We start from the raw sequence: 14,426 nt of genomic DNA, 5'->3' as shown, positions 1-14,426 counted from the left end.
TGCACCTCTCGGTCGACATCCGGGTGCGGCTGCGCGCCGCGGCCGAGGAGGGCGCCATCGGCGTCTTCGCGAACAACCTCCGCGACCTGCTCCTCGCCGCCCCCGCGGGCAGCCGCGCGACCATGGGCCTCGACCCCGGCCTGCGCACGGGTGTGAAGGTCGCGGTGGTCGACGCCACCGGCAAGGTCGTCGCCACCGACACGATCTACCCGCACGAGCCGCGCCGGCGCTGGGACGAGTCGCTGGCCACGCTCGCCAAGCTGGCCGCCGCGCACAAGGTCGAGCTGATCGCCATCGGCAACGGCACCGCGTCCCGGGAGACCGACAAGCTCGCCGCCGAGCTGCTGGCCAAGAGCCCGGAGCTGAAGCTCACCAAGGTGATGGTGTCCGAGGCCGGCGCCTCGGTGTACTCGGCGTCGGCGTACGCGTCGCAGGAGCTGCCGAACCTGGACGTCTCGCTGCGGGGCGCCGTGTCGATCGCGCGGCGCCTGCAGGACCCGCTGGCGGAGCTGGTCAAGATCGACCCGAAGTCCATCGGCGTCGGGCAGTACCAGCACGACATCTCCGAGTCCAAGCTGTCGCGGTCGCTGGACGCGGTGGTCGAGGACTGTGTGAACGGCGTCGGCGTGGACCTCAACACGGCCTCGGTGCCGCTGCTGACCCGTGTGTCGGGCATCGGCTCGTCGCTGGCGGCCAGCATCGTCGCCCACCGGGACGCCAACGGTCCGTTCCTCTCGCGCACCGCCCTGAAGAGCGTGCCGAAGCTGGGGCCGAAGGCGTTCGAGCAGTGCGCGGGCTTCCTGCGCATCCCGAACGGCGACGACCCGCTCGACGCGTCCAGCGTGCACCCGGAGGCCTACCCCGTGGTGCGGCGGATCGTGTCGACGACCGGGCTCGAGCTGACCGAGCTGATCGGCAACACGAAGACGCTGAAGTCGTTGCGGCCCGCGGAGTTCGTCGACGACACGTTCGGCCTGCCCACGGTGACCGACATCCTGGCCGAGCTGGACAAGCCGGGCCGCGACCCCCGACCGGCGTTCAAGACCGCGACCTTCAACGACGCCGTGCACACGCTCAACGACCTGAAGGTCGGCATGGTGCTGGAGGGCGTGGTCACGAATGTGGCGGCCTTCGGCGCGTTCATCGACATCGGTGTCCACTGCGATGGGCTCGCGCACGTCTCGCAGCTGTCGCGCAACTTCGTGAAGGACCCGCGCGAGGTGGTCAAGTCCGGCGACATCGTGCGTGCGAAGGTGCTCGAGGTCGACATCCCCCGCAAGCGGATCTCGCTGACGCTGCGGCTGGAGGAGGAGACCCGCGGCGGCGGCCAGCAGCAACGCGCCGGCGGCGCCGGTGGCGGCGGGGGCCAGCGCGGTGGCGGCGGAGGCGGCGGTCAACGTGGCGGCCAGCGCGGCGGTCAGCAGCAGCGGCGCGGCCAGCGGCAGGACTCCGGCGGCGCGATGGCCGAGGCGTTGCGGCGGGCGGGGTACCGGCCGAACTGACCCGCGCGTTTGACCTCGTGCGCGCTCCAGGGCCTAGCGTCGGTGGCGTGCCCACCCGGCTGTGGGCGTCGTCGGCCGAACTGACAGGAGTGGACGCATGAACCAGCACAAGATCGGGTCGGGCTTCGGTTTCCGCAGCACCGCCGACGAGGTGCTCGCCGGCATCGACCTGACGGGCAAGCTCGCCATCGTGACCGGCGGCTACTCCGGCATCGGGCTGCCGACGACGGAGGCGCTCCAGAAGGCCGGCGCGCACGTCGTCGTCCCGGCCCGCCGGCCGGCGGAGGCCCGGCAGGCCGTCGACGCCGAGGTGGACGAGCTGGACCTGTCCGACCTCGCGAGCGTGCGCGCGTTCGCCGACCGGTTCCTCGCGTCCGGCCGGCGGATTGACATCATGATCAACAGCGCCGGGATCATGCGCACGCCGGAGACCCGCGTCGGGCCGGGCTGGGAGCTCCAGTTCGCGACCAACCACCTGGGCCACTTCGCCCTGGTCAACCGGCTGCGGCCGGCGTTGCGAGACGACGCGCGGGTCGTGTCGGTGTCCTCGGCCGGGCACCACCGCTCGGGCATCCGGTGGGACGACCTGCACTTCACCAGCGAGCCGTACGACCCGGCGCTCGCCTACGGCCAGTCCAAGACCGCGAACGCGTTGTTCGCCGTGCACCTCAACTCCCTCGGCGTGCAGGCGTTCTCCCTGCATCCCGGCGGCATCATCACCCCGCTCCAGCGGCACCTGTCCAGGCAGGAGATGGTCGACGCGGGCTGGGTCGACGAGGACGGCAACGTGATCGCGGAGGGCTTCAAGACGCCCGAGCAGGGCGCGGCCACCCAGGTGTGGGCGGCGACCTCGCCCCAGCTGGCCGGCCTCGGCGGCCTCTACCTCGAGGACTGCGACGTCGCGGAGCGTATCGAGGCGCCCACGATGAGGTCCGGCGTGCTGGACTACGCCGTCGACCCGGCGGCGGCCGCTCGCCTGTGGGCCCTGTCGGAGGAGCTGACCGGGTAGATTCAGCCGCATGGGGAAGGTCTACGAGGGGATCACACCGCGGCTGCGGACGTTCGTCGAGGAGCAGAAGGTGTTCTTCGTGGCGTCCGCGCCGCTAGCCGGCGACGGGCACGTCAACCTGTCGCCGAAGGGCCGCGAGGGCACGCTGGTGGTGCTCGGCGAGCACTCGCTGGCGTACCTGGACTTCGGCGGCAGCCACGCGGAAACCGTCGCGCACCTGCGGGAGAACGGCCGCATCACCCTGATGTGGTGCGCGTTCACCGGTCCGCCGAAGGTGCTGCGCGTGCACGGCCGGGGCACACCGGTCTTCCGCGACGACCCGCGCTGGCCGTCGCTCATCGGCCACTTCGGCGCCGCCGACGGCCCGGGCGCGCGGGCGATCATCCTCGTCGAGGCGGTGCTGGTGAGCGACAGCTGCGGGTTCGCCGTGCCGTTCATGGACTACCGCGAGGAACGCGCGGCGCACGCGCGGTACTTCGGCAGCAAGTCGGAGGAGGAGTTCGCCGAGTACTGCGGCCGCAAGCCGCACAACGGCACCAGCATCGACGGCCTGCCCGGACTACCGCTGCCACTCCCGAAGAGAACGGCATGACATGGCGCTCGCCCGCATCGCGATGACAACGCTGGACTGTGCCGATCCCGAGCCTCTCGCCGAGTTCTGGTCGGCACTGCTGGGCGGCGCGGTCATGGCCCGCAACGATGACGTCGCGGTCGTCCAGACGGACACCATCTGGGTCGGCACGGTGCGGGTGCCGGACTACACGCCACCCACCTGGCCGGACGGCCCGACGCCGAAGCACATACACCTCGACCTGGCGGTCCGGGACCTGGACCAGGCCGAGGCGGAGGCACTGCGGCTGGGCGCCCGCAAGGCCGACCACCAACCGCAGCCGGACCAGTGGCGCATCCTCCTCGACCCGGCCGGCCACCCCTTCTGCCTGACGGCGAACATCCCGTTCTAGCCGGCGCGCTACGAGCGGCTGTGGCGCGGTCCGCGTTGGTGGCCGTAGCGGGGGTCGGGTCCACGACGAGCACGGCCGGTGGACGCGGTCAGGATCGCGGTGCCTTGTGCGGGCGCCGCCGGTTTTGGCACGGTGCCGGCATGGCGAAGCGCGTGCTGCCGAACCAACTGTGGCTGGTCCTCGCGATCCTGTTCGTGCAGATCATGCTGAACGTGTTCGGGGCGACCGTGCTGCTGTACGCGATCAGTGGCCGCGCCGGGGGCGGGCTGCTGTACTTCGTGGTCTGGTTCTCCCTGCTGGCGTCGGCCGTGCTGGCGGTGAGCGCGTTGTTCCTCGTGCTGCGCAACCCGTGGGCGCGCTACCCGGTCATCGGCATCGAGGCGCTGGGGATGGTGAGCGGGCTGGTGTCCCTGGTGACCTCCGGCACGCCGGCCGGCGTCACGAACGTCGCGTTCGGGTTCGCCGTGGTCTCGATGCTGTACCGGCCGGACGTGCGGGCCTGGCTCGCGGACGTGCGCACACCCGTCCGGTGGTCCTACGAGTGACAGCTTCCTGCCACGACTTCCACCGCCGGCCAGGTGTGCTCGCTCGACCGCGGTCGCCCTTCGTCCGTCGGTAAGGTTGCGCGCATGGATGTCTGGGTCGGTAGCTACACGTCTGCCACGGGCGGCAACGGCGTCGGGATCAGCACGTTCCGCCGCACGCCCGGCGGTGGGTTGGCGCCGGACCGCTCGCTGGAGCTGGCCTCGCCGTCGTGGCTCACCGCGCATCCGACCGTTCCGGTCGTCTACGCCACGAACGAACTGACCGACGGGACGATCACCACGGTGTCCGGTGATCTGGAGGTGCTGGGCACGATCTCGGCCGACGGCGCGGACCCGTGCCACCTCACGATCACCGGCGACACGCGGTTCCTGTTGTGCAGCAACTATTCCAGCGGCAGCCTGTCGGTGTTCGCGCTCGCCGAGGACGGCACCGTCACCGGGCAGACCGACCTCGTCCAGCACGAGGGCAGCGGCCCGCACGCCGAGCGACAGGAGGCGGCGCACGTCCACATGTCGGCCGAGCGCGACCGGATCGTGAGCGTGGTCGATCTCGGCACCGATGAGATCCGCAGCTACACGTTGGCGGACAACGGAGAGCTCGCGCCACTGGCGGTGTCGGCGATGCCGCCGGGCACCGGGCCGCGCCAGCTGGTCCGCCGGCCGGGCAGCGACCTCGCCTACGTGGTCGGTGAGGTCGCCGGCACGCTGGTCGTCGTCCGCGAGAATCCACTCGGGACGTTCACACCGGTCACGACCGTGTCCGCCACGAAGGAACCGTACGTCGAGGGCCCGAAGGGGCCGAACTGGGTGGCCCACCTGGAGCTGCGCGGCGACCGGTTGTACCTGTCGAACCGGAACCCGGACTGCGTCACGGAGTTCGACGTGTCGGACACCGAACCCGTCGCCCTGGCCGACCACCCGAGCGGTGCGTTCCCCCGCCACTTCGCCATCGCCGGCGACACGGTCTACGTGGCGGCACAGCGGGATGACGCGATCGTGGCGTTCCCGCTCGGCGGTGGCGAGCCGGTGCGCTATCCCACCGGCACGCCCACCTTCGTGCTCGACTTCCGGTCCGCATAGGGCACGGGTCAGCGCGACTCCACCGGGTTGCTCAGGGTGCCGATGCCCTCGATGGTGATCTCCACCTGCTGGCCCGCAGTCATCGGGCCGACACCGGCGGGGGTGCCGGTCATGATCACGTCGCCGGGCAGGAGGGTCATCACGCGGGACACCCACTCCACCAGTGCGGGCACGTCGTGCAGGAGCAGGGCCGTGCGGGAGTCCTGTTTGACCTCGCCGTCCAGTTTCGTGGTGATCGCCAGGTCGGACGGGTCCACGGTCGTGTCGATCCACGGGCCCAGCGGGCAGAACGAGTCGTGGCCCTTGCCCCGGGTCCACTGGCCGTCGGCCTTCTGCTGGTCTCGGGCGGTCACGTCGTTGCCGATGGTGTAGCCCAGGAGCACGCTCGCCGCCCGCGCGGCCGGCACGTCCCGGCACGGGCGGCCGACCACCGCGACCAGCTCGCCCTCGAAGTCGACCCTGGAGGAGTCCTTCGGGAGCTTGATCGGCGTGTTCGGGCCGATCACCGCGGTCGACGGCTTCAGGAACATCACCGGGTCGGCGGGCGGCTCACCACCCATCTCACGGGCGTGCTCGGCGTAGTTCTTGCCGATGCAGACGACCTTGGACGGCAGGATCGGCGCCAGCACGCGCACGTCCGCCCACGGCCAGGACTTGCCGGTGAACGTGGGGGTGCCGAAGGGGTGGTCGGCGACCTCACGGGCCACGAGGTCGTCGCCCTCGCCGTCGACCGTCACGAACGCGACGCCACCCGGGTGAGCTATTCGAGCAATACGCACGTACCGCAGCCTAGCGAGGCGTTGCGTCCGCTTGCCGGCTAGGCAGCGGCGGCAGCGGGTGGTTGTGTCGGTCACGTCCGTTTGTTTCTTTGTCACATCGGAGTGGCCTTATGCGAAGACTTCTTACAATCCTCGGTGCCCTCGCCCTGCTCGTCGGCTTGCCGACCGTGGCGCATGCCGCCGCGGTGGAGCCGCTGGGCAGCGGCAGCGCGCTGTTCAACCTCACCGGTCCCGCGAACCAGGCGTGCACCGCGGCGTTCGCGGTGACCGACGGCAAGCGGGACTACCTGCTCGCGGGCCCGACGTGCAGCAGCGGCACCCTCTACAGCACCACCTCCGCCGGCGGCTTCGCCGTGGTCGGCACCGTGGTGTCCAAGTCGGTCGTCCCGTACAACGGCTGGGCGCTCGTGGAGGTGACCAACATGACCGACTGGGCACTGGTGCCGTACGTGGTCACCGGCGGCACCAGGATCGTGCTCACCGGCTCGGTGGAGACGCCGGTCGGCGGCAAGGTGTGCCTCGCCAAGACCGCCGGGCCGCAGTGCGGCACCGTCGACGCGACGAACCAGACCGCCACCTTCTCCTGGGGGACGGGCACCGGCCTGACCCGGACGAGCATCTGTTCCGGGTCACGTGACCTGGGCTCGGCCTTCATCACCGGGGATCAGGCACAGGGCATCCCGCTGGGTGGTCCCGAATTCTGCACCACCGTCGGGACGAGCTACTTCGTGCCCATCAACCCGATCCTCGACAGGTTCGGCCTGAAGCTCATCACCGGCTGACTGGGGCCAGCTTCCTGGGGAAACGCGTGAGCCGGTTCAGCCACCGGCCAGCGCCAACAGGGCCGGCACCGCCCGGCGGCCATCGCACCGACCGCCGCCGGGCCGTGCTGGTCAGCGAGGACCGTCCGCGCTCAGCTGACCGCGACCCGGGCACGCATCGCCTTGTGCACCAGGGCGTCGCAGAGGGCCAGCCAGCTCGCCTCGACGATGTTGCCGTGCACGCCGACCGTGGTCCACTCGCGTTCGCCGTCGGTGGACTCGACCAGGACCCTGGTCACGGCGTCGGTGCCCGGGTGGTCGACGAGGATGCGGACCTTGTAGTCGGTCAGCTGCACGTCCGCCAGCCAGGGCAGGTGCGGCAGCAGGGCCTTGCGCAGCGCGGCGTCCAGGGCGTGCACCGGGCCGTTCCCTTCCGCCGTGGCCAGCACTCGCTCGCCGTGGACGTGGAGCTTGACCGTCGCCTCGGCGACCACGGCACTGTCGATGCTGTGGTCGATGATCACCCGGTAGGACTCCAGCCGGAACGGCGGCTCGTCCACTTCGGACAGCTCGTGGCGCAGCAGCAGCTCCAGGGAGGCGTCCGCCGCCTCGAAGGACCAGCCGCGGGACTCCAGTTCCTTCACCTTGCGCACCGCGGAGTTCAGCACCTCCGGCTGGCCGGCCAGGTCGACCCCGAGCTCGCGTCCCTTGAGCTCGAGGCTGGCCCGGCCGGCCATCTCGGTGACCAGCACTCGCATGTCGTTGCCGACGACGGTGGGATCGATGTGGTTGTACAGCAACGGATCCACCTTGATCGCGCTCGCGTGCAGCCCCGCCTTGTGGGCGAAGGCCGACGACCCGACAAAGGCCTGGTGGGTGTCGGGTGCGATGTTGGCGATCTCGGCAAGGGCGTGCGAGACCCGCGACAGCTCCGGCACGGACTCCGCCGGGATCACCGGCATGCCGAGCTTGGTGACGAGGTTGCCGACCACCGCGAAGAGATCCGCGTTGCCGGCGCGCTCGCCGTAGCCGTTGGCGGTGCACTGGACGTGGGTGGCGCCGGCCTGCACGGCGGCGACGCTGTTGGCGACCGCGCAGCCGGTGTCGTCCTGGCAGTGGATGCCGACGCGGAAACCGGTGCGGGCGATGACCTCACCGACGGTGTCGGCGAGTTGGAGCGGCAGCTGTCCCCCGTTGGTGTCACAGAGGACGGCCACGTCGGCGCCGGCCTCGACCGCGGCCGTGAGGACCGCCAGCGCGGTGTCGGGGTCGTACGCGTAGCCGTCGAAGAAGTGCTCGGCGTCGAGGAAGACGCGACGCCCTTCCCTGCGCAGGAAGGAGACCGTGTCGCGGACCATGAGCGTCGCCTCGGCGACGTCGGTGCGCAGGGCGCGTTCGATGTGGCGGCGGTCGGACTTGGCGACGAGCGTGACGACCGGCGCCTGCGAGTCCAGGAGCGCACGCACCTGCGGGTCCGCCTCGGCCGTGGTGCCGGCCCGCCGCGTCGAGCCGAACGCGACCAGCGCCGCGTGCGTGAAGTCCAGCTCGCGGGCCCTGGCGAAGAACTCGGTGTCCTTCGGGAGCGCGCCCGGCCAGCCGCCCTCGATGAACCCGACACCGACCTCGTCGAGCAGCCGCGCGACGGCGAGCTTGTCGGCGACCGAGTACGAGATGCCCTCGCGCTGGGCACCGTCCCGGAGGGTCGTGTCGAACACGTGGAACGAGTCGCCGAGCGGAGTGCCGGCCGGGGTCGTGCGGCTCACGACGGACGCCTTTCTGCCGAGCGGAGCTTGCGGAGCGAACCGAATATCGCTGTCGGGCAACAAAAAAACCTCCCGCAGGATGCGAGAGGTCAGCGCGTCGGGTGGTGTAGCCCTGCTACCCGACGCGCTCGGCGATAATGATCACGGTGAAGGTGGTCACGGTGGCATGCTGCCACAGCCGCCGTGCGGCTACCAAGTTTTGAGCGGGTGCTCCTACATCCTGGGACGCTCGCCAACGCACTGAAGGACCCCGCCGGGACGTTGGGACGTCTCGGCGGGGTCCTTCAGCGGCATCGGGCCTACAGCTCGACGTTCGTCGTCGGGTTGTTGGACGAGACCAGGGCGGCCAGGCGGTCGCCGATGGCGTAGGTGTTGCCCGGGGACGGGTGGTCCCGGGTGGCCAGGTCGAAGGCCACCGACGCCTCGATGCGGCGGGCCGCCTCGTGCTCGCCCAGGTGGTCGAGCAGCAACGCGACCGACAGGACCGCCGCAGTCGGGTCGGCGACGCCCTGGCCGGCGATGTCCGGCGCGCTGCCGTGTACCGGCTCGAACATCGACGGGTTCCGGCGCGTGATGTCGATGTTGCCGGACGCCGCGAGGCCGATGCCACCGGTCACCGCGGCCACCAGGTCGGTGAGGATGTCACCGAACAGGTTGTCCGTGACGATCACGTCGAAGCGGCCGGGATCCGTGACCATGTGGATCGTCGCCGCGTCGACGTGCTGGTAGGACACCGTCACGTCCGGGTGCTGGAGCGAGACCTCCTCCACCACCCGCGACCACAGCGACCCCGCGTGCGTCAGCACGTTCGTCTTGTGCACCAGCGTCAGGTGCTTGCGGGGACGCGCGACCGCACGGGCGAACGCGTCCCGCACGACCCGCTCGACGCCGTACGCCGTGTTGACGCTGACCTCGGTCGCGATCTCGTGCGGGGTGTCCTTGCGCAGCAGGCCGCCGTTGCCGGCGTACAGGCCCTCGGTGCCCTCCCGGATCACGACCATGTCGATCTCGCCCGGGTTGGCCAGCGGGCTGGCCACGCCCGGGTACAGCCGCGCCGGGCGCAGGTTGACGTGGTGGTCCAGCTCGAACCTCAGGCGCAGCAACAGACCGCGCTCGAGGATGCCGCTCGGCACGGACGGGTCGCCGACCGCGCCGAGCAGGATCGCGTCGTGCTGCCTGAGCTCACCGAGCACCGACTCCGGCAGCAGCTCGCCCGTCGAGTGCCACCGCGTCGCACCGAGGTCGTACTTGGTGACCTCGACGTCCGGTACCACCTCGTTCAGCACCTTCAGTGCCTCGGCGATCACTTCCGGCCCGATCCCGTCACCTGGGATCACCGCGAGCCGCATGCACACCTCCCGGAGTTTTCGGGCTCTTGTTTGAGTAGCTCGTGAAGGTTACCGGGAAGACGTCGGATCTCCTGTGCTGGCCACCCGACTAGGTGGTGTCGCCCTAGCCGAAGTCCACCGTGCGGATGATCGTGGCGCGCACCGTCGCACCGATCGACTCCAGCACAGAGGGGTCGACCGGGCGGTCGACACGCAGGATCATCACGGCGTCTTCGCCTTCACTCTTCTGGCTGATCTGCGCGGCCTCGATGTTGATGCCCACCTTGCCGAGCAGCGTGCCGACCACACCCATGACGCCGGGCCGGTCCTCGTACTTGAGCAACAGGTTCACGCCCTCGGCGCGCAGGTCGAACGAGCGGCCGTGCACCTCGACGACCTTCTCCACCTCGGCGATGCCGGTGATCGTGCCGCTGACGGTCAGCACGTCGCCGTCCGGGTAGACCGCACGCAGGGTCACCAGGCTGCGGTGGTTGGGGCTCTCCGCCTCCTTGGTCAGCGTGACCTCGACCCCGCGTGCCTCGGCGATCTGCGTCGCGTTGACGAAGGTGACCTGGTCGTCGACGAGAGCGGAGAACACGCCGCGCAGGGCCGCGAGCGACAGCACCGACACTTCCTCGTTGGACAGCTCGCCGCGCACCTCGACCGCGATCGAGGACGGCGCGGTGTTGCTGAACGCGGTCAGGACCCGGCCGAGCTTCTGGGTGAGCGACAGGTACGGCCGCACCTCCTCGCCGACCGCGCCGCCGGAGGCGACGTTCACGGCGTCGGGCACGAAGTCGCCGCGCAGCGCCAGGAGCACCGAGCGGGCCACGTCCGTGCCGGCGCGGTCCTGCGCCTCGGCGGTCGACGCGCCGAGGTGCGGCGTGACGACCACGTTCGGCAGGCCGAACAGCGGGCTCTCGGTGGTCGGCTCGCTGGCGAACACGTCGATCCCGGCGCCGCCGATCCGGCCTTCCCGGGCCGCGTCGGCCAGGGCCTGCTCGTCGATCAGGCCGCCGCGGGCGGCGTTGACGATGATCACCCCCGGCTTGACCTTGGCGAGCTGGTCGGCGCCGATGAGGCCTTTGGTCTCGGGGGTCTTCGGCAGGTGGATGGAGATGACGTCGGCGCGGGCGAGCAGCTCGTCGAGCGTCACCAGCTCGATGCCCAGCTGCGCGGCGCGGGTCGCCGACACGTAGGGGTCGTAGGCGATGAGCTCGGTGCCGAACGCGGCGAGGCGCTGCCCGAACAGCTGCCCGATCTTGCCGAGACCGACGATGCCGACGGTCTTGCCGCTGATCTCCACACCGGAGAACTTGCTGCGCTTCCACTCGTGGTTCTGCAGCGTCGCGTGCGCGGCCGGGATCTGGCGCGCGGCGGCGAGCAGCAGCGCGACCGCGTGCTCGGCGGCCGAGACGATGTTGGAGGTCGGCGCGTTGACGACGAGCACGCCGCGCGCCGTGGCGGCCGGCACCTCGACGTTGTCGAGCCCGACACCGGCGCGGGCGACGACCTTCAGCTTGGTGGTGGCGCTCAGCACCTCGGCGTCAACCTTGGTGGCGGAGCGGACGAGCAGGGCGTCCGCGTGCGCGACTGCTTCGAGGAGGGCGGGGCGGTCCGTGCCGTCGACGTGCCGGACCTCCACCTCGTCTCCGAACACGTCGAGCACTGAGGGCGCCAGCTTCTCGGCGATGAGGACTACGGGGCGAGACTGCTGGGTCACGCGAGCTCCAGGATTGCGCGGTTGTTGAGGGCGCGGTTACGGCGCTGTAACCAACCGAGCGCAGTCTAGGAGGTTCGCTGAATCGTTTCCTCCCCTGGTGAGCGAGGCGACAGCGCATTGCGAGTGCTGTCCACCCTGATGCGAGGCCTGCTGTCCGGTTCGTGTTGCTGAATCCAGTTCACCAGCCGTTCACGCACGAGGCAGCGCAGGTCCCACAGAGTGCCGGCGTCCTTCGCGCTGACGAGCGCGCGGACCCGGATGAGCGTGTTGGTGGCGTCGGTCACCTGCAGGACGTTCGAGCGGCCGTCCCACAGTGCGGTGCTCCGCAGGATGCTGTCCAGCTCCGCCCGCATGGCGTCCACGTCGACCGACCAGTCGACGTCCAGTTCGACCGTGCCGAGGAGCCAGGAGCCCGTGCGGGTCCAGTTCTGGAACGGCTTGGACATGAAGTACGAGGTGGGCATGACCAGGCGCCGGTCGTCCCAGAGGTGCACGACGACGTAGGTGAGGGTGATCTCCTCGATGCGGCCCCACTCCTCCTCGACGATGACCACGTCGTCGAGCCGGATGGCGTCGCTGAACGCCATCTGCAGGCCGGCGAACACGTTGCCGAGCAGCGACTGCGCCGCCAGGGCGGCGATGGCGCCGATGACACCCGCGGAGGCGAGCAGGCTGGTGCCGGCGGCCCGCGCGGCGGGGAACGTCATGAGCATCGCGCCGAGCGCCAGGATCGCGATGATGACGATCGTGAACCGGTGGACGACGGCGAGCTGCGTCTGCGCGCGCCTCGCCCGCAGGTTGTCCGGTTCGCCGACCCGCAGCCGGCTCATGGCCGTGCGTTCGAGGGTGGTCAGCACGCCGGCGAACAGCCAGGCCCCGGTGCCGATGAGGAGCAGGGTGATCACGTGCTGCCAGCCACTGGACAGCGCCCGCCCCACGGTGGTCGCGACGATGGCCGTGGCACAGAACCACCGGAACGGGTGATGGGTGTTGTTGGCCAGGATCTCGGTGTGCTTGCTCAACCTGCGAAGCGCGCGCCGGACGAAGTGCTCGGCGACGAAGAAGACGCACAGCGCACCGGTCCCGACCGCGATGAGCGGCCACGGGACGAACAACAGGAACCCCCTTCCAGGTGACAAAAACTCCGGAGTGGGTACCCGCGAGGCGCCGCGAGTAGTCACCCGGTCGGCGGGTCCGGGGTGGACAGCTCCCGCAGGGCCGCGGCCATGGCGACCAGGCGTTCGGTCTCCTCGGCCAGTTCACCGCCGGTGGCGACCGGCGCGCAGGCCAGTAGGACGCGGCCAGCGGCGGCGATGAGGCCGCGGTAGCCGTCGAGGCCCTGCTCGATGCGGGTCAGCAGGTCGCGGGCGTCGTCCTCGATCGCGGCCCGCGCCGGGGGCGGCAGTTGCGCCGCCGCGACTTCGACCGCCTCGATCCTGGCGCCCGCGGCGCGGAGATTGGTCGCCCTGTCACCGGCGGCCTGCCGTGTGCGCTCGATCACAGCGGCCGGCACCGCCGCGTCCTCCAACTGTCGCAGCAGTGCCGCGAGGGCGGACTCGGCGTTGGCGAGCTGCCGCATGGGTGGCCGCGCGGCCGAACCCGGCCGGGGCAGCCGGTAGCGGTTCTCCGGCTCGATCCGAGGCGGCACGTCCGGCCGCACCACCACCCGGTTCGCACGCCGGCGGCGAGCCGCGAGCAGGCCGGGCGCCGCCACGCCGCTGGCCATGGCGGCGGTGATGACGCCGCCGAGAGCGGCGTCGTAGTCCGGCTCGGGGTCGAGGCCGGTCCACTGGGCCACGGCCATCACCAGCATCAGGGAGGCCACGCCTGCCCACCACACCGTCCAGAGGACGGCGGGCCAGATCGCGCCACTCGGTGGTCGCTCATGCCGGGCCATGCCTCGATTGTCAGGCCGCCCGAGGCGACGCGGCCAAACATTTACGAATTCTTACCAGGGTTCGTCGAACTCGCCGGCCTTGGCGCCGGCCACGAAGGCGTCCCATTCCGACTCGGTGAACACGAGCACGGTGTCGTCGGGGCCGGTGAACTTGGAGTTGCGCATGGCGATGTAGGTCTTGCCGTCCGTGTGGGGCACGAACGCGATCTCGACGTACTCGCCGTCGGGGTCGGCGTCCGGCTCCGCCGCGCGCTGCCACTCCGCGTTCGTCAGGTCCAGCTTGCCCCGGACGTGTGCCTTGTCGTCGAAGATGGGGGCGGACTCGCGGGTGGCCGGTTCATTACTCATAGAAGTCAACGTAACGGATGGCCCGGTACCCCTGAAGAGGGATACCGGGCCACCGAAAGTGTCGAATTATGCCGTCTCAGTGATCGGGCGGTCGACCCACGACATCAGGCCGCGCAGCTTCTTGCCGACCTCCTCGATCGGGTGCTGCTCGCCCTGCTCCACCAGCTTCTGGAAGTTCGGGCGGCCGGCCTCGTCCTCGCCCACCCACTCCTTGGCGAAGGTGCCGTCCTGGATCTCGCCCAGGATCTTGCGCATCTCGCCGCGCACCGAGTCGGTGATCACCCGCGGGCCGCGGGTCACGTCGCCGTACTCGGCGGTGTCGGAGATCGAGTACCGCATGCGCGCGATGCCGCCCTCGTACATGAGGTCGACGATCAGCTTCAGCTCGTGCAGGCACTCGAAGTACGCCACCTCCGGGGTGTACCCGGCGTTCACCAGCGTCTCGAAGCCGGCCTGCACCAGCGCGGTCGTGCCGCCGCAGAGGACGACCTGCTCACCGAACAGGTCGGTCTCGGTCTCCTCCTTGAAGGTGGTCTTGATGACGCCGGCCCGCGTGCCGCCGATGCCCTTCGCGTACGCGAGCGCGAGCGCCTGCGCCGAGCCCGACGCGTCCTGCTCCACCGCGATGAGGCACGGCACGCCCTTGCCGTCCACGAACTGCCGGCGCACCAGGTGACCCGGCCCCTTCGGCGCGACCATCGCGACGTCCACGTTGGACGGCGGGGTGAT

Annotated in this window: 15 protein-coding genes; 7 read left to right on the top strand and 8 right to left on the bottom strand. The window is 70.6% G+C overall.

Annotation, left to right across the window (positions count from 1 at the left end; genetic code table 11):
• From ACJ73U_RS33370 to ACJ73U_RS33345, 6 genes are all read left to right on the top strand, one after another.
• The coding region (locus ACJ73U_RS33370) for a helix-hairpin-helix domain-containing protein (protein WP_407781731.1) at window positions 1-1,502 on the top strand (1,502 nt) is incomplete at its 5' end.
• 97 nt (window positions 1,503-1,599) lie between these two features.
• Window positions 1,600-2,511, top strand: coding sequence for an SDR family NAD(P)-dependent oxidoreductase (locus ACJ73U_RS33365; protein WP_407781730.1), 912 nt, complete (start codon window positions 1,600-1,602; stop codon window positions 2,509-2,511).
• Window positions 2,512-2,521: 10 nt separating this feature from the next.
• The gene (locus tag ACJ73U_RS33360; protein WP_407781729.1) at window positions 2,522-3,103 is read left to right on the top strand and encodes a pyridoxamine 5'-phosphate oxidase family protein; all 582 of its coding nucleotides are present in this window, start codon (window positions 2,522-2,524) and stop codon (window positions 3,101-3,103) included.
• Between the two features lies 1 nt (window position 3,104).
• Window positions 3,105-3,473 (top strand): VOC family protein, encoded by a 369-nt coding sequence (locus ACJ73U_RS33355; protein WP_407781728.1) that lies wholly within the window; start codon window positions 3,105-3,107, stop codon window positions 3,471-3,473.
• A 140-nt stretch (window positions 3,474-3,613) separates the two neighbouring features.
• Window positions 3,614-4,018, top strand: a complete 405-nt coding sequence (locus tag ACJ73U_RS33350) for a hypothetical protein (protein ID WP_407781727.1) — start codon at window positions 3,614-3,616, stop codon at window positions 4,016-4,018.
• 84 nt (window positions 4,019-4,102) lie between these two features.
• Entirely contained in the window at window positions 4,103-5,098 is a 996-nt protein-coding gene (locus tag ACJ73U_RS33345; RefSeq protein WP_407781726.1) for a lactonase family protein, read from the top strand.
• An 8-nt stretch (window positions 5,099-5,106) separates the two neighbouring features.
• Here the strand turns inward: ACJ73U_RS33345 and ACJ73U_RS33340 are convergent, their stop codons facing one another.
• Complete coding sequence (locus ACJ73U_RS33340; protein ID WP_407781725.1) at window positions 5,107-5,877, bottom strand: fumarylacetoacetate hydrolase family protein; 771 nt, start codon at window positions 5,875-5,877, stop codon at window positions 5,107-5,109.
• A 110-nt stretch (window positions 5,878-5,987) separates the two neighbouring features.
• Here ACJ73U_RS33340 and ACJ73U_RS33335 point away from each other — a divergent pair, with 110 nt between their 5' ends.
• Window positions 5,988-6,659 carry a S1 family peptidase gene (locus tag ACJ73U_RS33335; RefSeq protein ID WP_407781724.1) on the top strand — a complete coding sequence of 224 codons (672 nt, stop codon included), beginning with the start codon at window positions 5,988-5,990 and terminating at the stop codon, window positions 6,657-6,659.
• A 131-nt stretch (window positions 6,660-6,790) separates the two neighbouring features.
• Here the strand turns inward: ACJ73U_RS33335 and cimA are convergent, their stop codons facing one another.
• The 7 genes from cimA to ilvC form a co-directional block, all read right to left on the bottom strand.
• Window positions 6,791-8,401, bottom strand: a complete 1,611-nt coding sequence (gene cimA / locus ACJ73U_RS33330) for a citramalate synthase (RefSeq protein ID WP_407781723.1) — start codon at window positions 8,399-8,401, stop codon at window positions 6,791-6,793.
• A gap of 299 nt (window positions 8,402-8,700) precedes the next feature.
• On the bottom strand, window positions 8,701-9,750 hold the full coding sequence (locus tag ACJ73U_RS33325; RefSeq protein WP_407781722.1) for a 3-isopropylmalate dehydrogenase: 1,050 nt from the start codon (window positions 9,748-9,750) through the stop codon (window positions 8,701-8,703).
• 103 nt (window positions 9,751-9,853) lie between these two features.
• Window positions 9,854-11,452, bottom strand: a complete 1,599-nt coding sequence (serA, locus tag ACJ73U_RS33320) for a phosphoglycerate dehydrogenase (RefSeq protein ID WP_407781721.1) — start codon at window positions 11,450-11,452, stop codon at window positions 9,854-9,856.
• 65 nt (window positions 11,453-11,517) lie between these two features.
• Window positions 11,518-12,567 (bottom strand): mechanosensitive ion channel family protein, encoded by a 1,050-nt coding sequence (locus ACJ73U_RS33315; protein WP_407781720.1) that lies wholly within the window; start codon window positions 12,565-12,567, stop codon window positions 11,518-11,520.
• Window positions 12,568-12,629: 62 nt separating this feature from the next.
• The gene (pspM, locus tag ACJ73U_RS33310; protein WP_407781719.1) at window positions 12,630-13,349 is read right to left on the bottom strand and encodes a phage shock envelope stress response protein PspM; all 720 of its coding nucleotides are present in this window, start codon (window positions 13,347-13,349) and stop codon (window positions 12,630-12,632) included.
• A 51-nt stretch (window positions 13,350-13,400) separates the two neighbouring features.
• Window positions 13,401-13,697, bottom strand: coding sequence for a DUF397 domain-containing protein (locus ACJ73U_RS33305; protein WP_407781718.1), 297 nt, complete (start codon window positions 13,695-13,697; stop codon window positions 13,401-13,403).
• A gap of 66 nt (window positions 13,698-13,763) precedes the next feature.
• Window positions 13,764-14,426 (bottom strand): ketol-acid reductoisomerase (ilvC, locus tag ACJ73U_RS33300; protein WP_407781717.1); only part of this gene is annotated, 663 nt, incomplete at its 5' end.

Origin of the sequence: Actinophytocola sp., assembly GCF_045807065.1 — a bacterium.
Lineage (GTDB): Bacteria > Actinomycetota > Actinomycetes > Mycobacteriales > Pseudonocardiaceae > Actinophytocola.
Note: the sequence above shows the minus strand (reverse complement) of the source record. Positions and strands in the feature narration are given on the sequence as shown.